Source organism: Acaryochloris marina MBIC11017 (genome assembly GCF_000018105.1).
In the GTDB taxonomy this organism is placed as follows: Bacteria; Cyanobacteriota; Cyanobacteriia; order Thermosynechococcales; family Thermosynechococcaceae; genus Acaryochloris; species Acaryochloris marina.
In genome coordinates, this window is the sequence record NC_009925.1 from 5011378 (window position 1) to 5033510 (window position 22133).

The window sequence follows — 22133 nt, forward strand, 5'->3', positions numbered from 1 at the left end:
CATTCGTTTGTGAACATGGGCAAAAGAATCTGGAAAAGCATCACACCATCAACAACCGTGAGGAAGGGAACATTAATGCTTCAAAGAAAGGCTCGAAGACTACTGCCTCTTACTCGTAAAAGATTACGCTGGGTGGGAGTGGCCCTTTGCAGTACCTGCCTAGTCCTTGGTCTCAGCCTTGGGCAACGTCCCGCCCACTCAACCTCAACTCTCCCCACCGCGAACCAACTAACCATCAGCACTCCCACAACCCCTCACCCACGTCTGGCTAACAACCCAACCCAACTAGTGGAACAAGGGAAAGCCTTTTACCAAGGGGGACAGTACGCCGCAGCCGCAGAAGCCTGGTCACAAGCTGCCCAAGCTTATAAAGGTCAGCCCCTAAATCAAGCCATCGTCCTCAATCAACTTAGCCTTGCTCAACAAGAACTGGGGCAATGGTTAAAGGCCCAAGATAGCCTAAGTAAAAGCTTAGATATTGTTGGCGACCCTCCAGCCCCAGAATATTTATCTATTTATGCCCAAGCCTTAAATGCTCAAGGCAGTTTGAACCTATCCCAGGGTGATCCCAAAAAGGCTATGAATACTTGGGGGAAAACAGCCAAAATCTATGCTCAACTGGGGGATGAAATTGGTCGCATTGGTAGCTTGATTAATCAGGCCCAGGCCCAGCAAGTGATGGGGCTCTACCTACAATCTCGCAAAACTCTGGAAAAAGTTACCGCTGAATTGGACCAGCAGGCTAATCCAGAAATCCGGGCCACTGGATATCGCAGCTTAGGGAATGTTTTGCGCTTAGTGGGTGATCTGGAAGAAGCAGAGAAATCCCTACTGCTAAGCTTACAGAACGCCGAAGCAACCGACGCGCCCCAAGAAGTAAGCATGACCTTACTAAGCTTGGGAAATACCGCTCGCGCCCGGAAATCCTATGACCTTGCCATTGACTATTACCAAAAAGCAGCCCAGTCTCCCATCCCTTCTACCCAACACCAGGCACGGCTGAATCTGCTCAGTGTATTAATCGAGAAACAGGATTGGTCCCAAGCTCAGAAACTCTGGCCACAGATTGAAACAGAATTGGCTGGGCAGCCCCCCAGTCGCCGTAATATCTATAGCAAGGTGAACCTTGTCAAAAGTCTGGTAAAGCTCAATCAAGACTCTCCTAGCCAGACACCAACTATTCTCGATATTGCCAAAATAACGGCAAAGGCAATTCAGCAATCTAACGACATTGATGATCCAAGAGCACAGGCATATGCGTTAGGCAATTTTGGACATCTCTATGAACTAAGCGAACAATGGTCAGAAGCTCGCAAGTATACAGAACAAGCTTTATTTATTGCCCAAGCCACTAATGCCAGCGAGATCATCTACCAGTGGCAATGGCAATTGGGGCGAATTATGGATGCCCAAATGGAAATTGACTAAGCCACCTCAGCTTATCAAGGGGCTTACCAAACCTTAGAGTATCTCCGCAAAGATCTAGTTGCCACCAATCCAGAAGCCCAATTCTCTTTCCGTGAGAGTGTAGAGCCGGTTTATAGAGAGCTTGTGGATCTGTTGCTGCGAGGAGGTAATCCTAGCCAAGAGAATCTGAAAAAAGCCCGTGAGGTGATGGAATCTCTCCAATTGACGGAACTGGACAATTTCTTTCGTTCTGCCTGTTTGGATGGCCAAATTATCAGTATCGAAGACATTGACCAACAGTCAGCAGCGGTGGTGTATCCCATTCTGCTGAAGGATCGCATTGAGCTGATAACCAGTTTGCCTCAGCAGGAAGACTTACAGCATCAATCGATGCCCATTCCTCAAGCAAAGGTAGAAGAGACCATCCAGCGATTTCGTGATGAGATTGGAAAACCCTACACTCATAATGAAACCAAGGTGTTAGGCCAAGTTATCTACAACTGGCTGATTCAACCCCTCCAAGCTGACTTAGAAGACAGCCAGGCTGATACCTTAGTGTTTGTATTGGATGGAGTCCTCCGTAACCTGCCTCTCGCGGCATTATACGATGGTGAGAATTATTTGATCGAGAAATATGCCCTAGCGTTAGCCCCAGGTATGCAGTTGATCAATACTGAGCCTCTACAAGGGCGAGAACTCCAAGTGATTGCAGCAGGGATTAGTGAAGCACGAGGTCCTTTTCCAGCCCTGAAATTTGTCAAAATAGAATTAGATAAGATTAGCAGATTGGTTACCAGTGAAGTGCTGCTGAACCGCGATTTTACCAGTACTGCCCTACAAGAACAAATCCAGTCCTTGCCCTATCCCATTGTGCATCTTGCCACCCACGGTAAATTTAGCTCTGAAGCAGAGAAAACCATTCTGCTGGCTTGGGACAAAGAAATCAACGTCAATCAGCTTAATGAGCTACTTCGTAGCAGTGAACAAGTCCGACCGGAACCTATCGAACTCCTGGTTCTCAGTGCCTGTGAAACGGCAGCAGGCGATGACCGAGCTGCTTTAGGTCTTGCGGGGGTTTCTGTTCAGGCTGGAGCCCGGAGCACCCTGGCATCCCTTTGGAGCCTAGATGATCAATCCACAGCCTCGATCATTGGAGAATTTTACGATCAGCTCGTTCAAACTGGTTCGTCGAAAGCGAAAGCGCTGCAGAAAGCTCAGGTCGCTATGATCCAAGATCCAGATTTCCGTCACCCGGCCCACTGGTCAGCGTTTGTGCTGGTGGGGAACTGGCTGTAATTTAGCTTTCATAAAAAAATGCCAGGAGCCAGAATTGAACTGGCGACACGAGGATTTTCAGTCCTCTGCTCTACCGACTGAGCTATCCCGGCGCGGTTAGTAACTTTTGACCTTTGTCATCGTAGCGAACTTATTACCACTTGGCAACCACAAACTTCTCTTAACTTTGAATTCGGTCCAGTCAGTTCCCAGTATGGGTTGCCCCTGACCTTTCATTTGACTGGGCCGCATTGGCACTACGACATTCCCATGGGAGAGATTCAGTACCTCCCATAGGGGGATAACGAAAGATTGCCCGCAATATTACTACTGGGAAGAGGAGGATTGCAGATTGCCGTTATTATTGGCCAGAATTTTCTCGTTGAGCACAGACAGGGCTTTGGCATATTGAGGGTCGGCTAGGGTACCAATTTTGTCTCGGTCCTGCGAGAGGGCTTCTCGCTGATCATCTGTGAGTTTAACCTCGATATCCGGTTCAATTCCTTTTTTATTGATATCTCGACCGCTAGGGGTAAAGTATTTGGCAACGGTCACTGCTAGGCCTGAGCCATCTTCTAAAGGATGTACGGATTGCACCAACCCTTTCCCAAAAGTCTTCGTGCCAATAAGAACAGCGCGCTTGTTGTCCTGCAGGGCACCCGCCAAAATTTCGCTGGCGCTGGCTGATCCGCCATCTACGAGAATGACGAGAGGTTTATCGGTGAGGGTGTTTTTCCCAGAGGTGAGCTTGTCTTCACCACCTTTCCGGTCAACAGTGGAAACAATGGTGCCTTTACCCATCCACATGCGGGCGATCTCCGCACTGGAGTAGAGTAGACCCCCTGGATTCGAACGCAGGTCAAGGATAAAGCCTGCCACCTTTTGTTTCTTCAACTCTTGAATCGCTTCGCGCATTTCCGAGGAGGCATTGTTGCTGAACTGATTGAGGCGAATATAGCCCACATTGCCAGCTGAATTCTTCTGGTTGGAAAAGCGGACGGGATGAATTTCAATCCGGGCTCGCTTAATCTTGAAACTGAGTTGTTCTTTATCCCGCAGAACGGTGAGGGTAACGTCTGTGTTGACGGGACCCCGAATTAAGCTGACAACACCATTAATATCCATTCCTTTGGTGCTTTTGTTGTCAACTTTGATGATGACATCCTTAGACAAAAGTCCAGCGTCGGCGGCTGGACTCCCTTCAATGGGGGAAATAACGGTGATTTCTTTGGTCTCTTCATCCTGGGTGATTTGAATCCCAACCCCCGTCAGCTCACCGGAGGTATCAATTTGCATACTTTTGAATTGCTCTGGATCCATGAAGCGAGTGTAAGGATCTTCCAGCTTGTCTAGCATTTCCCGGACGGCTTTATAGGCTTCGTCCCGAGAGGTGTAGTTGCGATTTAAATACTGGTTGCGGATGTCGCGCCAATCATTGCCATTGAAAGTGGCGTCAACATAGTCATGATTGATGACTTGCCAAACCTCGTCCACCACTTCTTTCGGACTTTCTTTGAACACTGCCCAGCTGGACTGCCAAAGGTTTGCACCAATGACTACAACGCCCGCTCCAACAAGGGCTGTTGTTCCTAATACTAATCCGTCTTTTGAATTCGCCATAAGCCTAACCCAATTGGTTTCGTGAGGCACTATCTCTTTTTTTATACAACAAAGAGACAGTGAGGTACGCCCACTCTAGCACAAGCATCTAGAAGGCTACATGAGTTTGAAATGAGTTTTGGATGATGCCATTTATTCTTGCTGTTGCCAGGTCTGAATTTGGAGTTGGGCAGAGTCATAGACACGACTATTACTCGGGATTTTTTGTGCGATCGCAATAGCTGCATCCCGATCCGCTAACGCCTGTCCCCGAGCCATATCTAGCAATTGCTCAGACCAGTTATCAATGGAAATTTTGGCCTGAAATTGGGCGGGGGACTCCGGGGCAATCTGATTGGCTTGTTCAATCGCGGCTGCTAAAGCTTTGGGGGTCCCTTGGCTGGCAATGGTTTCTGCACTCTTCAGCAGTTGATCGGGACCGTTTGTGGGTACCGTCTGTAGAGGCTCATCTAGAGGCGTACTTTCTGGGGGTTGCAGCTGATATTGCCAGTCCGAAATCCGAAGTTGGGCTTCATCGTATAACGCTCGCCCAGGTCGTATCCTTTGAGCTTCCGCAATAGCGGCTTGCAGATCTGTCGGTCCACCTTGTAGAGCCAATTGATCGGCTCGGTCAAGGATGGGTTGATCTTCCCGGAACTGAATTTGAGATTGCCACTGGTCAATCTCTTGTTGGGCTTCTTGCCAACGATCACTCTGGGATGAGATTTGCTGGGCTTGAGCAACCGCGGAGGTTAAATCGCCAATGTCTCCCGTTTGGGCTTGCATCTGAGCCGTTTGCAAAAGCTGGATATTGGTAATTTCTTGCTGCCAATGGGAGATTAAAGTTTGGGCCTTGCCATAAAGAGGACTGTTGATATCCAATTTACTAGCCTGGTTAATGGCTTCTTCGAGATTCACAATAGTGCCATTCCAGGCAGAGGCGCTGGCCTGGGCAATCTTCATAAAGTCTTGGGCTTGCGTCCAGACTGGCGTATCTTGCGGAATCAACTGCAAGGCATCCATGCTGGCATGGTAGTTGCGGCGCTCTAATGAATACTCCGCAATGGTAATCAGCTTGCGGGCTATGGTGTTTTGGGTCTTGCGAGCAGAGCGACGATAGACGCTATCTGAAATCAGCTCCTGCACGAGTCCTAGGGATTCCGATAGATTCTCCAGTCCCCCTCGTCGCATTAAGCGCTTGGCTTTGACCAATTTACGCTCATCTTTCTGGGCGACGATGATTTTCTCAGTCATAGAATCAAACTGGGTGCCAGACCAGTAGCGATTATCGACCTGCACCAGCTTGATCATAATGCCGTAGGCTTTGCGCCATTCCTCATTATTAAGGGCAGCCTCAGCTCTTTTATAGATGTCTTCTCCCTCTGCCCAAACCTGCTGCCATTCTTCTACCCGCTCTTTCACCACTTTATAGGCGGTGGTTTGGGCAGGGATACGCTGGGCATATTCAATGGCGCGGTCTAACTTACCTGCATGAAAGGCTTTTTCGGCCAAATCCAACGCTTGGGTGGACCATTGCTCAATGAGAGGATTGATGGCTGGACGCAGGGGATGGTTCGCATCGAGGGCATCCACTAATGCGATCGCAGCAAACAAATCTTCCAGCGTCTGCTTACTCGCTTTTTCTTGGGCGCAGTAAACCCGCAACGAACCGGATGCAAAGGGCCAAAAGACTTGAGCACAATTGGGCTTTGCAGGTTGGTGTAAAAGCAGTCGGTAGGAGCCAAAGCTAACCCCACCGGATAGTGCGATCGCCACCATGCCCCAAATAGGCCAATACTTTAAAAACTTAAATCGGCTGGCACCTCGATAGGGCACAGCTTCAGAGCTGATAGAAGAAGCAATAAGATTGGCTTTAGAATCAGTCGTCATCCTGGATTTACAAGACTAAGGTCTGCAATACCCAACAACACAGATCACCCTGTGATCCTACAACTTTGTTAAGGAGGATGTCCAAATGAACCTCGCTGATGAATTCACTAATTAATAATGTGGCCTGGTGAGGAAAAAAAGAAGTTGATTCTTCTTTAACCCTGTAATTAGTTCTCCCATGTTAACCAATGTAAACATCATCTAGGGTGATCTTGGCAACATAACGCTCTAATGTATCTACTTTCCAAGGCTTCACTTGAAGTTCATTGCAGTACAATTAAAAAGATTTATTAAGAACCTGTAGGGATTCTATGGCCGACCAACTTATTCGAGCCACAGCTGCTGATGATGGCATCCGAGCAGTTGGTGTGATCACCACTCGTTTAACCGAAGATGCAAGACAACGTCATGGCCTCTCCTATGTCGCAACTGCTGCTTTAGGCCGGACTATGTCTGCTGGATTATTGTTGGCGTCCAGCATGAAACAAGCAGAAGCAAGGATTAATCTCCGTATTCGTGGGGATGGGCCATTGCAAGGCATTTTAGTGGATGCTGGCTTAGACGGTACGGTCCGCGGATATGTCACCAATCCTGGGGTAGAACTCCCCCCCAATGCGAAGGGCAAGCTGGATGTGGGAGGGGCTGTCGGTAAAGGTTTTCTCTATGTGATACGGGATATGGGATATGGATACCCCTATTCCAGCACGGTGGAATTAGTCTCCGGTGAGATAGGCGAAGATGTTACTCACTATCTGGTCACTTCAGAGCAAACCCCATCTGCTCTTGCTTTGGGGGTTTTTGTCGGGGCTCAAGGAGTCACTGCGTCTGGGGGACTGTTGATCCAAGTTTTACCAAAAGCAGCTGAAGATCCGGCCCTTGTGGAATTACTAGAGTCTCGCCTTGCTCACTTGCAAGGCTTTACTCCCTTACTGCAAGCTGGCAAAACGCTTCCTGATATCTTTACGGACTTGCTAGGGGATATGGGACTTAAGATATTTCCCCAAACTCAAATGGTGCAATTCCAGTGCCGCTGCTCAACTGAGCGAGTGCTCGGGGCCTTGAAAATGCTCGGGCAAGATGAACTGCTAGACATGATTGAAAAGGATGATGGGGCAGAAGCAACTTGTGATTTTTGTGGTGAGGTCTATCAGGTTACCAGCGATCAGCTAGGAAAACTGATTGATGATTTAAAAACCGAAGCAGGGGCCTAGTTCTAGACCCCTGTCTTATTTCAAGCTAGAGACAGAGTAGAATCCCGTCTCTGTTCTCTAGATTTGAATGCTGCCCCCATCATAGAGGGGAACGGTCATTGTAAAGTTCTCTCCGTAGGTCAGCTTTTGCTCTTCTAAAATGCCGATCGCAATCTTTTCGCCTAATCGTAAGGATTCGATGTAATCGGTGAAGTAATGCACGCCAGCCCAATCCCGTCCAATAGAGATGTTAGCTGCAATCTTATTCAACTCACCTTCCACTGTGAGAGGGCAATCTAAAAGAACTTGTTGAAGACTGCTCCCATCTTGATTAGGTTCGTAGGATATGTATTTCCCATTCGCCATACCCAAATTCAGTTGCCAACCATGATCAAAGAAAGCTTTAAGCATAGTGACACAAGCTCCAGCCACAGTTGCATGTCCTGCACCATAACTAGGGTGCATAGGAGATCCTTCTGGGAAGGCCATTGGTAGGAAGTAATTATCCCCTGCGCTGGAAGGATCGCCACTGCGGTCAAGATTCTGATTTTGGAGTTGATTATGGGCTACAACTTTGCTGAGGAGACCAACATTCTCTAGCGCTTCAACTAAGGCTGCAACGGGTTTAAGTTCATCACCCGCACCTTTACCATGCTTATAGCGATCAACTAAACCACCTAGAGCTTCAGGGCGTAAACGACGATGAACATTGAACTTTTGGAAACGAACTGCTTTTAACCCTCTTGTTGCGGCCTCACAAACTAGGGTTAAGATTTGCGGTCCTCCAAAGTGGGCAAACCCTTGCTGTTTATCTTCCACATCAGGTTTTTGGAACGGAATACCGGGGTCGAAAGGAGCTCCCATACCCAGCAAAATCAAGCAAGCGTTTAAATAAGCTTCATATAGTGCATCGTAGTGAACATAGGTTGCTAAGTCCCGAGGTGTAGTGATGACTCGATAGGCTGGGAATTCACGACATTTTCCCGGATCAGCGTCAACGTAGGTTTCTAGACCTCGCAAATCTGCACCATTTTGCACATCTAACCAAGTTTCGAAGTTAGTCATGAAGTCTTTGCAGGGGGTAGCCTTTCTGACTCGCTGATCAATTCGTATTGCACCATATCCGATATGGCCGGCTTCTTGCCCAAATACCCCACCTCCCAGCGCATTATTACCAATCAGCAGAAACTGGGATAGATAGGGACCGACATCATCTCCAGGTGCGATGCCACGAAAGATATTTTGTCGAGTTACGAGTGGTCGCTGACGAGCCTGCTCATCATCTGTGAGATCGCAACAATTGGCAGAGAACCAATTTTGGCCTTCAATCTGGACAGTATTTAGAATATCTATTGCTTCATAAATAGAAAGTTGGGTTGGGCAAGAATCACAGGCATTCACTTGATCTCCCAAGCCAGGATCTCGTAATTGAGAGAAATGAATGTCCCGGAGCAATGCTTGTGAATAAACTTCTGCGATTTCTGAAGTAAGCTCTGGACTTTCTAATCTCGGAGCAGGGGGCATTGTTACTGCCTGGGCATCGGGACCTTCTAAGTCAAAAACTAAACCAGCCCCCGCACTTTCCCAAGCCCTAAGCTTGGCTCCATCACCACCCGCAGCTCCTTGAGCAATTTGTGACTTCCAGAATCCAGAACGGTGGTCATCATCACAGTCAATCTTTTGTTTGCTCAAACAACCATGAACTTTAGGTAATTCGGCAGGACCTAATGGGGTTCGAGCAAAATCCGTCGTGTCTCCAGATTGAATGCCTAAGACGAACTGGTCATAGTCGGCGGAATTGAGTAATAAGCCTGTATGTTCGTCGTGAGGCAACCCCTTGGTGAAATTAGCAATGTGGCTAGGCTCGTTGCCGTCTTTTTTAGGGCGGCGATATTCGTATTCCTCTTTATTATTTATATGTTGTGGGTGAGGTCGATTAGCAGCTAATTCAGCGGCATTATTGCGGATGTTTTGGGCTTGTTGTCGCCTAGTATTCATAGTTGAATGCTCCGTTAATTCAGGTAACGCTGGGTTTGAGGCAACACACGAAAAAAAGAAATAATTTTTCTCTAATTAGTGAGAAATAATTAATTTTTGCTAGATTTAAGCATCAAGACTGTCATAGATCTATCGGTAGTCAGAAATACTTTTATGCAAAGAATAATTTGCGTTATTTCTGGTTGAATTAAGTTTCATCCTGTAGCCATTTGTACGGTTTTGCTGTGACATTGATTGGACATAACGGTGAGCCACCAGACTGTAAAGCTGTGATCGGTAGCACAGGTATAGCTTGTTTGGGGAATACTAACGCCAGCATTTATTCAGGCAACTATGTCCTCTACTGACGGTTTTCAGCCTTCCCAGTCCCTCGCTCATTTAAGAGAATCTGCTGCCAGTAGGTCCGTAGAAGCGATGACCCAGCTTTTAAATCAAACTTTGGCTCACAAGCAGATTGAAACTGAAGTTTGGTTGGAAGCGGATGAACTACATATCTATCTACAGGGGGAACGGACACCAGATGAAAAGAGTTCGGTGATGTTGTGCTGTCGTGAAATGGTTCAGTGGCATTTACCAGGCGCACAAATTTTGTTGATTTCAGGTCAAGAGAATGGGGCTAGGGAGTCGTCCTGGTGTTGGCAGTTAAGCTTTCTAGCAAGTGATGGACAGATGCCAACACTGAATCAAGCTGCGAATGGAGAGCTTTGGCGACGGCCTAAGTTAGAGAAAACAAGTTGGGAACCCAACAGCCCACCAGATGATCTCTGGGAGCCACAATCTATTGAGCCGGAAGGATGGAAAGCGATCGCAGCCGGTATCGTTTTGGCTCTTCTAATTTTGGCATCTCAACAAGTGACTTTTCTTTTGAGCCCTGTCATCACTCTCGTCCATGAGCTAGGCCATACCCTAACCAACTGGATCTTTGGATATCCAGCGATTCCTGCTTTCGATTTTATGCATGGGGGTGGTTTTACGTTCAATGTTGAACGGATGCCGTTTTTAATGGGGTTGATGTATTGCGGATTTGGGTATCTGTTTTATGTGTATTGGCAGAATTATTTGACGGCGCGAGTGTTGTTGGGGGTTGCGATCGCATATACATTTTGTGCTTTTACAGGTATCCATGAGTTCTTTGTAATCGCTATGGGTCATGGATTTGAACTGATTTTTGGCGGAATTTTCTTAGCACGGGCAATGAGTGGATATGCCTGCCGCTATTCAGCGGAGCGCCCGCTGTATGCCATGTTGGCAGCTTATGTTATCTTCTACGATATTCAATTCAGCTGGCGACTCATTTTTGACCAAACCAACCGTGCTATCTATAACCAAGGTAAAGCGGGGATTGATCACGATCTTGTTCGAATTGCTGAGGATGTATGGAATGTTGATTTGAGCTTAGTGGCAAGTGGAATGTTGTTGGCAACATTGTTGACTCCTTTCGTGGTGTGGGGAATGCATCGATATTGGCGATGGATTGTTTACGGTATCAATCGGCTGTTTAGCTTGAGAGTGGCCCGTTCCTGACTTCATACCAATTCATTCTCTTGTCTGTGGTAAACAAAGGTTTGCCATCATGGACATGGTTGGGAGAAGGATCTGCAAGTTTCTATTGATTTTTATGGCGGTGAAGACGTCCTTCTCGATCTGACTGGGATAATCAGGTCAGAGTTATTACTCGCGCGGATTCAAGGCCAAATTACTCCCTAGACATGTGTTATTTAATCTCTGGAGGCTGCTATGAGTTGGGTTAAGGTTTTATCAGAAAGTGAACTCGACCCAGGGGATCGTCAAATCGTTAAGGTCGAGAAAGAAAAGATTCTTCTGGTTAATCATGGTGGAAGCATTTGTGCAGTCAAGAATGCTTGCCCACATTTAAAAGCGCCACTCAGCAAAGGAAAAATTACGGCAGATGGGGCAATTGTCTGCCCTTTGCATCGAAGTGCTTTTGACCTCGCTACAGGGATACCCAAATCTTGGATTCCCTGGCCGCCAGGGCTTGGTAAGCTCCTAGGGGCGATCTCAAAGGAAAAGCCATTACAGGTATATCCAACCCGCGTGGAAGAGGGGGATATTTGGGTAGAAATCGCTGAATAATTTGCTGGGCTGGATTCTAGTTTTTCAGTAACCCACATGGTAACGGGGGTGTTTTACTTTTTAGGAAGTGAATTAAATTCTTAAGGGCTTCATGAGTTTAAACCACTACTAAATCAATGGGTTTGAGCATAGCCTAAATATTCGCTCAAAAGGGTGATACACTCCCGAACTTAATATTAGTAATACTAGATAATTTTGATTTTGTAGTTATATAACTATTTGTCTAATCTAAAGTAGTTCTGAATAAAAGATTTTAGTCCAGATTTTGATAAATAGCTAGAACGATCATTGCGCCAGCACTGTTTGAGTCTTAAAGTGAAAGGAATGGTGAGTAGATAGTTCCTATCGGAAAATTACCCAGCTATATATGTGTCATTTTTATTAAAGGGGGGAAGATGGTGCAGATTAGTGATGTCCGGATTTTGATGATTGAAGATGATGAACAGGATGTAGAAATCATCAGAGAATTACTAGAGGGCCGTCATAGTTTCCCTGCAGCTCTTGAGCATCGAAGTTCACTTGCAGAAGGGATAGCCCGACTCCATCACGAACCTGCCATTGACCTTGTGCTTCTTGATCTATCTTTAACGGATGCTAGTAATCTAGAAGCGTTTCAACACATTCAACTTGTGTTCCCAGAAATGCCCCTCATTATTCTTAGTGGAAATTTAGATCCATCTAGAGCATTATATCTATTGCAGAAAGGTGCACAGGATTGTCTATTTAAAGGGCATTTTGATGCTACTATCTTACGCTGCTCGATTCAATTTGCTCTAGAAAGGCAGAATCTTTGGTTGGAGTTAAGAGAAAAGAATAAAATTTTAGAGAAACTTTCTAATGAACTCAAAGTAGCTAACCATAAACTCGAAAAGATTTCAGCTATAGATAGCTTGACCCACATTAATAATCGACGTCGCTTTGATTCGATATTTCTAGCAGAATGGATTCGAATGATGCGAGAAAGGCAGCCCCTGTCTCTGATTCTCTGCGATGTCGATCACTTTAAGGCCTATAACGATACCTATGGACATCCTGCGGGAGATAAGTGTCTACAGCAGGTTGCTCGAGCCATCTCTACGGTTGCCAAGCGTTCTGCAGACTGCGTGGCTCGTTACGGTGGAGAAGAATTTGTCGTAGTATTACCTAACACCGATCAATCCGGAGCGGTTCATGTTGCCGAAGCCATTAGAACGGAAATTGAAGCGCTCAGTATTCCCCATTGTTCTTCCACTGTAAGTCAGTATGTCAGCCTTAGCTTAGGGGTAGCCAGTATCATTCCCAGCAAAGCAATAGCTCCATCTCAGTTGATTGAGCTGACAGACCAAGCTCTATATATGGCTAAAAAGCGAGGTCGCAATCGCACTCACACTATGGAACTGATTCAAACGTAATTTTTGACTTTGACCTTTACTGGCTGCTGTATTCATGCTTCTAGGGTGAAAGACATGCATCTAAATTAGTAAGCCATCGGTGAGGGTTGCTACTGATGTACTGTTCAAGGGGAAGGGACTGTTCAAAATGATTCCCTTGGGCATAGTTAATTCCTAAGTTATCTAGCGAGTTAAGGGTCACCTCTGATTTAACTTGCTTGGCAATAATTTTTGAATTCATAACATCAGCCACACGCTTTATTGACCCTACAATTCCATGCAATATGGGATCTGTAGTAATGCTTTCAACCAATTCTCCGTTGATTTTTATGTAATCTGCGTTCATCGGTCTAAGCCGTCTAAGCGTCTTGAAATCTACACCAAAATCATCTATGGCAATCTGACAGCCTAATGCTTTAAGGGATTGTGCCAGCTGCACTGCTGAGGATAAATCCTTCAAGGCGACTGATTCTGAGATTGCAAAGCAAAGGTGATTCGCTGGGAAATCGTATAGATTGAGCTGTTGTTGTACCAGCTCAGATAGATTTCCTGCCTTACAGGTTGCTGCTGAGAGTTTAATAAAATAAACAGCGTCAAACTTTCTATTTGAATAAATCTGTGTATGTTCTAATAACAAGTTCTCAATCACCCACTGGTCAATCTGAGCCATAAAATCATACTGTTCAATCCTGGGCAGAAACATTTCGGGTGCATAAGCTCTGCCTGATTGATCACAGAGTCTGAGTAAGATGTCGAGACGCTCTATGCTACTTGTTCTATTTAATGGGTGAATGGGTTGAACATAGAGCTGAAACAGATCGTTTTGTAATGCCTGATGTAACTTGCTCACCCAATGTAATGTTTGGCGAGTGTATAACTCCGATTTGATGTCCCGAATGGTTTGCCAATTGACCTGATGCCTTCCACGCGCTTTAGCGCCTATCAATGCTTGGTGTGCAGCTTCAATCAATAAAGAGGGCGCTTCTGGATGCCTTGGGATATGGCCTGTGACTCCAAAACTGAGGGTGATGGGTTGATGGTATGGGCTAGAAAGATAAGCTATGCCAAGTTTTTGAACTTGAATGCGGATGGCTTCTGCAATGAAGGTTGCTCCCAAAATATCAGTATTGGGTAACAAGATTACAAATTGATTTTCACTATATCGAGCGACACAATCTGCTGGACGCTTAATGGTGTGGAACATGATCTCAGCGATTTTATGCAACGTATGATCTTCCCAGGTTGTTGAAACTGGATCCATCTCAGTCGCTATCGGGTCTAGCTCGCAAAGAATGAGAGCTAAGGGTTGTTCTTCTCGCTGTAGTCTTTTCCATTCAGATAGGAAAACGTCATCAAACTGAGTTCGATTATAAAACTTAGTTAGAGAGTCAATTGTTTTAAGTTTCTTGATTTCAGCCTGAGCTATTTCTAGTTGTTTCGATAATGATTGAAGAGTACTATTCTGAAGCTCTAGCTCTAGTTTTTGTTTCTGGAGTTCTAAAGCATGTTGAATGGAGTAACATAAAGAGGGGCTATCGAAAGTTCCTTTAATTAAGAAGTCTACTGCTCCCTCATGTAGGGTTTTTTTAATGATTTCTGGGTTTGAATTGCCACTCAGAATGATCAGAGGCTTTTGTGGAAAAGCTTGATGAATTTGATGGAATGTATCTAAACCTTTGGCATCAGATAAAGTGAGATCTAGTAGGATTAGATCAATAAAATCGTTGTTTTGTAAAACATGGATGCCTTCCCGTACAGTGTGCTTATGTTGGAGTATTAACGGTAGTTGAGGCATGTTATCTAAATAACGGCGAACGATATTGGCATCTTGTTCGTCATCTTCAATGATTAATACATGTATTTTTCTTGATCGCATTTTCTCCCCCTTAAATGCAAATCTACATTCAATAAAAAAAGACCTGCTTCCTATTCTCTGTTTTATGCGGTTTTTGATGCATTTGGAAGTAAGGTACTTCTCATTTCGGATGGAACGATTAACTTTCGGCTCCTTGACGAAATGGAATAGATTGATAAGTCACTAAGGTTTCAATCAGGGGTTGGGCTTGGGCATAATAATGACCTTGAGCAAAATCGATCCCAAAACTGGATATTGTGTCGAGGATAAGCTCAGATTCCACATACTCCGCAATTGTTTGCATACCCATACTTTTTGCAAGTCGATGGATGGCTCCGACAATTTCTGTAGCCACTGGATCAGAGCCTATATCTTTGACAAAGGAGCCATCAATTTTAAGATAGTCCGCGGGAATAGACTTAAGATGCATGAAAGAAGATAAGCCATTACCAAAATCATCTAGGGCAACTTGACAGCCGATTGCGTTTAACTCGTTACTGAGTTTGGCTGCATTGGCTATGTTCTTCAGGGCAACGCTTTCACTAATTTCAAAACAAAAGTCTTCTGGATATAAGTTGAAACGAGTGAGCTGTTGTTGCAAAAATTCTATAAGTTGTCCATTATTACAGCTTCTGGCCGATAAATTAATAAAAAATTGAGTATTTTGCTCCATAGTTGCTTTAATTTTCTGGAGATCTGCAAATAGATGCTCAATAACCCAATGATCGATGCGATTCATATAGCCATTTTGTTCTGCGATGGGTAAGAACAAACCAGGTGTTATGACTGTGCTGGGTTGATCACATAGGCGCAGTAAAATTTCAAAACATTGTTTCTCTCGATTTTGGCTGAGGGGGTGGATAGGTTGAGCATAGAGCTGGAAATAATCTTTTTCCAAGGCTTGCTCTATCCTCCGGGTCCACAATAATGTTTGGTTGGCTAGTTGTCTGGGATTTGTAGAATCAGATGTGTTTGCGGTGACCTGGTTTCGACCAAGATCCTTAGCTGTATACAAGGCTTGATCTGCAGATTGAATCAGGCTTGAAGCGGGAATGTCTTCGTTTGGTATTAGGCTGGCAACTCCCAAACTGAGGCTGATGTGCTTACTCACTGATGAATTGCGGTGGGGAATGTTGAGTTCCTCAACTTCTTCCCGAATTGCTTCTGCAACGTGTAATGCCCCAGAAAGATCCGTGTTAGGGAGCAACACTACAAATTCTTCGCCCCCGTAGCGGGCTACACAGTCTGCGGGACGTTGGGCAATTCTAGCAATGGCTTGAGCAACTTGCTGTAAACACTGGTCTCCTGCTTGATGGCCATAAGCATCGTTATAGGCTTTGAAATGATCGACATCGCCCAGAATTACTGATAGCGGTTGCTCTTCACGACATAAACGATGCCACTCTCGTTCAAAGACAGAATCGAACTGACGTCGATTATAAACTCGTGTTAACCCATCCATGGTAGCCAACCGTTCTAGTTCACGATTGGCAATTTCTAGTTGTTCTGAAAGGGCTAATAATGTTGTGTTTTTATACTGCAGCTCTAGTTGCTGTTTTTGTCTTTCTAATGCATATTGAATGGTGCGAGATAGAAGAGTGCTGTTAAAGCGTCCTTTGACTAAAAAGTCTTGAGCCCCATCCTGCATTGCTTCTATAGCTATCGTTTCATCTGTATTCCCAGAAAGGATAACCAGTGGCAGACTGGGGAACATTTCGTGAATCTTATGAAATGTTTCTAGACCCTGGGTATCTGATAGACAAAGATCCAATAAGACCAAGTCAATGGAGTTAACTTCATGTAGAAAGGTAATTCCTGTGGAGAGTGTCCGACGATGTTTGAGTGTAATTGCGCTTTTGTTTAAACTCAGCAATTTTCTAACAATTTCTACATCTTGGTCATCATCCTCAATGATCAAAATTTGAGTCCCACCAGCATACATTGGAATAAACCTGGATTTCGTAATAATGTCTTAAGGTATAACGCAATATCATGAGGAAAATAACCGCAGGAGTACGCAATTCTGTTTATGCTTTACCCTCCATCTCCTCCGTAAAACTAACTATTCTAGCTTCTTGATCTCATATAAATAGTTGACTGACCTCAGTGATAGTACTTATTTTTTAGCCTGATTTTTTGAAAAAACACTAGTCAGGACATGAATCAATTTCAATGGCGGAAAAATATCTATTAGCTAAGCTCCATTTGTTATTAACTTCTTATGGATAGAGAATTTTAATTACTGGTGGATGAAGAAAAAATATCGAGTTTTATAGTTTATGTTTCTTAGATTTGATTTTGTTAAATCTTTGAAATGGAAATATTCTCTTGAGATTTTTTTAGTGTGTGAAGATATAATATTTAGTCAATCAGGAAAGAATATAATGGTGTTTTATTGAAAATAAAATGACTTAAATTTGTGCCATGTATTGAACCTGTATTGAGTGCTGTTGGTTTTAGGTTTTCTCTATAAAATAGGTTTGATAAGGCTCATCGAAATCACCTGCTGCTTTACGAATCAAGCTTGATTTTCTGTTCGAGAATGACTTGACTACATTCCATTTTGGATGGCCTGCACCAAGCCAATGTAGATGGACTCTAGGAACTCTAGGTTGAGGGTGGCAATGGTATCACTGGGTTTGTGGTAGTGGGGATTCCTGGAGTCGGCTGTATCCGTCACCATCACTGCAGAATACCCATAATCCCAGAATGAGGCATGATCGCTACGGCGGGTATCGGGAATGGGAGTGCCGCGTAAGGGGACAGGAAGCCACTCGCAAGGTGCACCATTACGCTTGAAGTGAGTGGACATTTTGAACATGGTGGGAATGGAGCGAAGATTGCCAAGCAGGGCAATGAAATTGCCAGTGGAAGGATACAAATACTTAAGTCCCGGAGGATATCGCTGAGTATGCTTTCTTGCGTCAATATAGCCCAGCATCTCTAGGCTGATCATGGTGGTGATGCGGGTGTTGGTTTGCCTGAGTTCTTGGGCATAGGCTTGGCTCCCCAATCGTCCATATTCTTCTAGATCAAAGCCAATTATGTGGATGGGATGACGAGCGGGATGGTGATGGAAGTGCTGAGCGAGTTCTAGGAGGACGGCGACTCCGGTGGCATTGTCATCTGCTCCAGGCGATCCGGGGACGCCATCAAAATGAGCGCCAATCAGTATGGGGGGCAGAGACTGGCGGCCCGGTAAGGACAAGATCAGGTTTTCATGAATACTTTTGGCAACTTTTTTGAGGGTTCTAAAGGAATGGCGACGCACGGTTCCCCATTGACTGAGTTCTTGGTAGATGTACTCTTTGACAAAAAAATGTCCAGCTGTTGCGAGATAGGGATCGCGTTCTCGCGCTAGGTGAGATAAATGTTGTAGGAGCCGTTTTTGTAGGGGACTGCCCATAGACCGTCACCTGATTTACCAAGGACTACTGATCATCGTAAAGCCTGACCAATAGAAGGGGTGGGTGAAATCGATATTGGAAATATCTGAAACTTCGCTGGGTAAAGATAAAGGCGTATTGGAAAGGGTGAGTTGTCCATTTTGGGCTTGAATTTGACCTCGAAGCATCCGCAATTGGGCTTGACGCAGGGCTTCTGATTTGGTCTTGTGGCGAGGCAACTGTTGATAAAATTCGCTCATAATGGCTAGGGTGCCGACATCACTGACGTACCAGAGGCTTCCTAAAGCTGTTTTAACCCCTGCTTTGAGGGCGATACCAGCAAATCCTAACTCGGCAGTTTGATCCCCTAGTGCTGTTTTACAGGCACTTAGAACCAAGAGATCGAGGCTGGGCTTGGACCAGTCTAGGGTATTCATTTGGTCTAATCGGAGTTGGGTATCTCGGAACTGGATAAATGACTGGTGGGGTTGACCAGGATTAAATTCGGCATGGGTGGCGAGATGAATAATATTGTAGGTTTGCTCGCTTAACTGAGTTTTGAGGTTCTTGAGGGTGAAATTGCGATTGAGTAAGGCTTGGCCCTGCCACTGGGATTGGTTTGGAAGACGGGCCTGGAGAAAGGTCAAAATAGCTGCAATTTCTGTGGGAACGGATGGTAAAGACTCTAGTTGCAAAAATTCTGAGGCTCCACCGGCTAAGATTCTTCCCTGATTACGAGGGGTATATTCGGTTTGAATTAAGTTGAAGGCCGGAATATTGGTGAGGCTATACTGCTCGACGAGGTATTGTTCGCCATCGTGTAAGGCGGCTAAAGGTAGGCCTCGGAGTCCACTGCCTAAGCAAAACAATAAGGTATCAATATTGGCTGCTTGAAGATGCTCTTTTTCAAAGGGGGCAATCAGCCACTCATGAAGCTGTTGAGCAGGTGCTAGGTCCCACTGACCAGGATCTTTGGCTTGTTCTCGGAAGGTCGCGACGGTTTTCAGAAGTTTTGCGCGTGGGACATCGTAGAGATCTCGAATAATGGGCTGGCCGCCGGGTAATAGCAAGACTAGATGTAAATGATCTTCACGAGGCATGATCCACAAGACCCCTGGATGGGTTCCAGTGGTTTGACTAATACGGCTCAGGGTTTGGGCAACTTCTGTCGGATCTTGGGTAACATCTGCGAGATCTTCGCCAAAGTAAGTTTCAAATTCTTTTTCGAAGCTCCGCTCCATGGCCAAGAAATTTTGGGTGACTTTGGGAGGGATAAATGGGCGGTTATATTCGGCTGAACTTGGCAGAGCATAGGTCCAGATACTGCAGAGGCTAATCAGGCCAATAAGGCGGGGAAGATGAACTTGAAATTGGAGGAATCGTTGGTGCGATCGCATCCCCCTTCGTCTGGCTTGATTAAGGGTCGGATTCTGGCCCGGCATATCTAAACCCCGTGTAAAGTCTTACTTCTCAGTTTAAGGGTAAAGGCATGGCTAGACGATTCCAAATGGCGTCGTGAAGGATGAACCCTTGCAGATGGGGAACAAAAGAAATTCCCTGTAGGCTTTAAGCCTACAGGGAAGATGCATGTCCTATGTTTAGAGAGGAAGTGTTTAGTGTTCCGTTTGCAGAGCGTTAGGCTGTTGCTGTTGGAGTAAATCGATTAGCTTGTCGATGCCCTTCTTCATGTTGCGAGTAACAGTGACGGAGCTGACACCGATGCGCTTGGCCACTTCTTGGCGAGAGAGCTGCTGGAAAAAGACGGACTCAATCATAATTCGGGTCCGATCTTCGAGCTGGTTTAAGGCTTGCTGAAGTTCGATGCGATCTTCTTGGTTGGCCTGCAGGATTTGGCTATGAACATCCATCAGGGTGTCACCTAGGGTCATAGCGGAGTCAGACTGAGAGTGACCAGAGGAGACCCGAGCGTTGAGGCTAAGGGGAACGCGATTGGTGGTGGCGAGTTTAACCGAACGCCATTCTTGCATGGAGAGGCTAAGGGCATCAGCGATTTCCTGATCGTTGGGCTGACGACCCAATTCCATGGTAAGGGCTTGTCTGGCTTTGGCAGCATCCCGGCTGAGCTGTTGCCAGCGGCGGGGGATGCGAACGGTGTTAGCACGGTCGCGAAGGAAGTGGAGGATTTCGCCGCGAATGTAAGGCACTGCGAAGGAACTGAAGGCATATCCTTGGGAGGGGTCAAAGCGCTCGATGGCAGTAATCAAACCTAGAAATCCGCATTGCTCTAGATCTTCGTAGGGCTCAGCGCACTGGTGGGTCAGACGGTGAGCGACCTTGCGAACGAGACCCATATTCAATCGCACGAGGCGGTTTCTGAGCTGAACGGAAGGCTTTTGGCGATAAGCGACCAGAAGTTCCATGGTTTGCGATTGAAGAGAAGTTTGATAAGCCATCGTTTTTTAAAGTCCTGTTTTCCTGTATCTGAAAATCATTATGAAGATCCTGAACTCGGAAAACCATCGTTAAAACACGGGAATATCAAACTTTTTGGGTTGTGATTTTTCCGCATTTCTACGGAGCTTTGCATGAATATGAATCATGAGCTGAAAATAAGAAGATCCTGAAAAGCTTGTGAGAACTGGCATAGGGGGATCAGCGAACAATTTTATTTGGATAGAATAAAGGAAATGCAAGGAAAAAAAATTTTTAATGAAGTTTAGGTTTCGCTGGTTAATCCTGGCTATTTTATGGCCCATTGTGATTTTTTTGAGTCAGGCTAGTCCGGCGTGGCCGTTTTATTTAGGGGGAACTCAGGTTAATGAACCGGATGCATCCGTTTGGGTAAAGGAACTGAAATCAGCGGATATGAATACGGTGGAGGTGACGGTCTACGCCACCCAAGCCGAATGGGATTCACCTAACCTCAGATATGACGCTGAAGATGAGGGGGTGCTGCAAGAAATTCGGGCGGCTAAAGCGGCGGGACTAAATGTCGTTTTGATTTTGCGGCTGGCCTTGGATCATGCCTATCCTCACAATAATTTCATCTGGCATGGACTAACGATGCCGGAGACGGATGCCCAACTGGCTGATTGGTTTGAGACCTACACCACATTTGTCGCCCAATGGGCGGAAATTGCAGAAGCGGAGGGGGTCGATATGGTGGGAATTGGTAGTGAAATGAATGCCTTGACTTCCACGTTGCCAGTACAGGATGTGCCGGATTTAGAGCGCTACTACCTCGACCCAATTGAGCAGCGGGCGCTGATCCATAATCTGCTGAAGTATAAAGATCGGATTCCCTTTGCCGAACTGCAGCTGAAAGGGGGGTATCAATTTCCCACTTTAGAAGCGTTTTTAGAGGAGCGACTGAAGGCTTGGCAAGCCTGGGCTAAACAGGTGAGTTATCCAGGGGAAGTGGATCCGATTGCTGCGATTAACCGTCGTCGGCAACGTTTGGATCGGCACTGGCGGCAATTGATTCAGCACACTCGCCAGATTTATTCTGGCAAACTCACCTATGCAGCGAATTTTGATCAATATCAGTCGGTGGGGTTTTGGGATGCTTTGGATGTGATTGGGGTGAACGCGTATTTTCCGTTGCGATCGCAACCTCAATTCCGAAATCAACGCCAGTTAAAGCAGCAGCTCTCGTCAGGATGGCGGAAAATTCTGGGGGATATGGATGCCTTTCGCCGAGACCAGTCTATTCGAAATAAGCCTGTGATTTTTACGGAGTTAGGCTACACTCGCTGGGACCAAAATACTCTCGCTCCTTGGAGTTATAGGGGCTTTTCCTTAGTTGGGAAGCCAGGGCAACAAGAGGTGATTTTATGGACGATGCAGCCTACGAATGATCAGGAACGGGTATTGGCGGTGCAAGCCCTCTATCAAACCGTCAAAAAGCACTATCCCAATTTGCTGCAGGGCATTCTGTACTGGAAAATATCTACCCAACCCGATCACCAATCCTTGGAGCCCTTTGTGCTGATTTTGAATGACTCACCTGTCGATCCATTGCAAAAAATCTTGCAGAAGTTTTTGAAGAAGTAGATCACCCAGCAAGAGGGGGGCTGCAGGATGTGGAATATTTTCTTCTAGCTAAACA

Annotated in this window: 15 protein-coding genes and 1 tRNA gene; 7 read left to right on the top strand and 9 right to left on the bottom strand. The window is 45.7% G+C overall.

The window, feature by feature from the left end; translation table 11 throughout:
- Positions 1-75 precede the first annotated feature (75 nt).
- Positions 76-1428, top strand: a complete 1353-nt coding sequence (locus tag AM1_RS41145; protein ID WP_187152900.1) for a tetratricopeptide repeat protein — start codon at positions 76-78, stop codon at positions 1426-1428.
- Positions 1429-1551: 123 nt separating this feature from the next.
- The gene (locus AM1_RS41150) at positions 1552-2703 is read left to right on the top strand and encodes a CHAT domain-containing protein (protein ID WP_148215801.1); all 1152 of its coding nucleotides are present in this window, start codon (positions 1552-1554) and stop codon (positions 2701-2703) included.
- 19 nt (positions 2704-2722) lie between these two features.
- Here AM1_RS41150 and AM1_RS22535 read toward each other — a convergent pair.
- From AM1_RS22535 to AM1_RS22545, 3 genes are all read right to left on the bottom strand, one after another.
- Positions 2723-2795, bottom strand: a tRNA-Phe gene (locus tag AM1_RS22535).
- Positions 2796-3009: 214 nt separating this feature from the next.
- A complete protein-coding gene (ctpC, locus tag AM1_RS22540; protein WP_012165213.1) occupies positions 3010-4302 on the bottom strand; it encodes a carboxyl-terminal processing protease CtpC in 1293 nt (430 codons plus the stop codon).
- 132 nt (positions 4303-4434) lie between these two features.
- Positions 4435-6171, bottom strand: coding sequence for a hypothetical protein (locus AM1_RS22545; RefSeq protein ID WP_012165214.1), 1737 nt, complete (start codon positions 6169-6171; stop codon positions 4435-4437).
- Positions 6172-6482: 311 nt separating this feature from the next.
- On the opposite strand from AM1_RS22545, the gene hslO reads away from it, so the two are divergent.
- A complete protein-coding gene (gene hslO / locus AM1_RS22550; protein WP_012165215.1) occupies positions 6483-7382 on the top strand; it encodes an Hsp33 family molecular chaperone HslO in 900 nt (299 codons plus the stop codon).
- Between the two features lie 57 nt (positions 7383-7439).
- Here the strand turns inward: hslO and AM1_RS22555 are convergent, their stop codons facing one another.
- Complete coding sequence (locus AM1_RS22555; protein WP_012165216.1) at positions 7440-9359, bottom strand: vanadium-dependent haloperoxidase; 1920 nt, start codon at positions 9357-9359, stop codon at positions 7440-7442.
- Positions 9360-9692: 333 nt separating this feature from the next.
- On the opposite strand from AM1_RS22555, the gene AM1_RS22560 reads away from it, so the two are divergent.
- From AM1_RS22560 to AM1_RS22570, 3 genes are all read left to right on the top strand, one after another.
- Positions 9693-10883 carry a hypothetical protein gene (locus AM1_RS22560; protein WP_012165218.1) on the top strand — a complete coding sequence of 397 codons (1191 nt, stop codon included), beginning with the start codon at positions 9693-9695 and terminating at the stop codon, positions 10881-10883.
- 213 nt (positions 10884-11096) lie between these two features.
- Entirely contained in the window at positions 11097-11453 is a 357-nt protein-coding gene (locus AM1_RS22565; RefSeq protein ID WP_012165219.1) for a Rieske (2Fe-2S) protein, read from the top strand.
- A gap of 395 nt (positions 11454-11848) precedes the next feature.
- Entirely contained in the window at positions 11849-12844 is a 996-nt protein-coding gene (locus AM1_RS22570) for a diguanylate cyclase domain-containing protein (RefSeq protein ID WP_049783770.1), read from the top strand.
- Between the two features lie 40 nt (positions 12845-12884).
- Here AM1_RS22570 and AM1_RS37715 read toward each other — a convergent pair whose 3' ends face one another.
- The 5 genes from AM1_RS37715 to AM1_RS22595 form a co-directional block, all read right to left on the bottom strand.
- Positions 12885-14699 (bottom strand): EAL domain-containing response regulator, encoded by a 1815-nt coding sequence (locus AM1_RS37715; RefSeq protein WP_012165221.1) that lies wholly within the window; start codon positions 14697-14699, stop codon positions 12885-12887.
- Between the two features lie 118 nt (positions 14700-14817).
- On the bottom strand, positions 14818-16620 hold the full coding sequence (locus tag AM1_RS22580; protein ID WP_012165222.1) for a putative bifunctional diguanylate cyclase/phosphodiesterase: 1803 nt from the start codon (positions 16618-16620) through the stop codon (positions 14818-14820).
- Between the two features lie 609 nt (positions 16621-17229).
- Positions 17230-18084, bottom strand: a complete 855-nt coding sequence (locus AM1_RS22585; protein ID WP_012165223.1) for a M28 family peptidase — start codon at positions 18082-18084, stop codon at positions 17230-17232.
- Between the two features lie 15 nt (positions 18085-18099).
- Positions 18100-19506: a CHAT domain-containing protein gene (locus AM1_RS22590; RefSeq protein ID WP_012165224.1), complete on the bottom strand. Its 1407-nt coding sequence runs from the start codon at positions 19504-19506 to the stop codon at positions 18100-18102.
- A 171-nt stretch (positions 19507-19677) separates the two neighbouring features.
- A complete protein-coding gene (locus AM1_RS22595; protein WP_010468858.1) occupies positions 19678-20478 on the bottom strand; it encodes an RNA polymerase sigma factor SigF in 801 nt (266 codons plus the stop codon).
- A gap of 256 nt (positions 20479-20734) precedes the next feature.
- On the opposite strand from AM1_RS22595, the gene AM1_RS22600 reads away from it, so the two are divergent.
- Positions 20735-22078 carry a glycoside hydrolase family 113 gene (locus tag AM1_RS22600; protein WP_012165226.1) on the top strand — a complete coding sequence of 448 codons (1344 nt, stop codon included), beginning with the start codon at positions 20735-20737 and terminating at the stop codon, positions 22076-22078.
- The last annotated feature ends 55 nt before the right edge of the window (positions 22079-22133 follow it).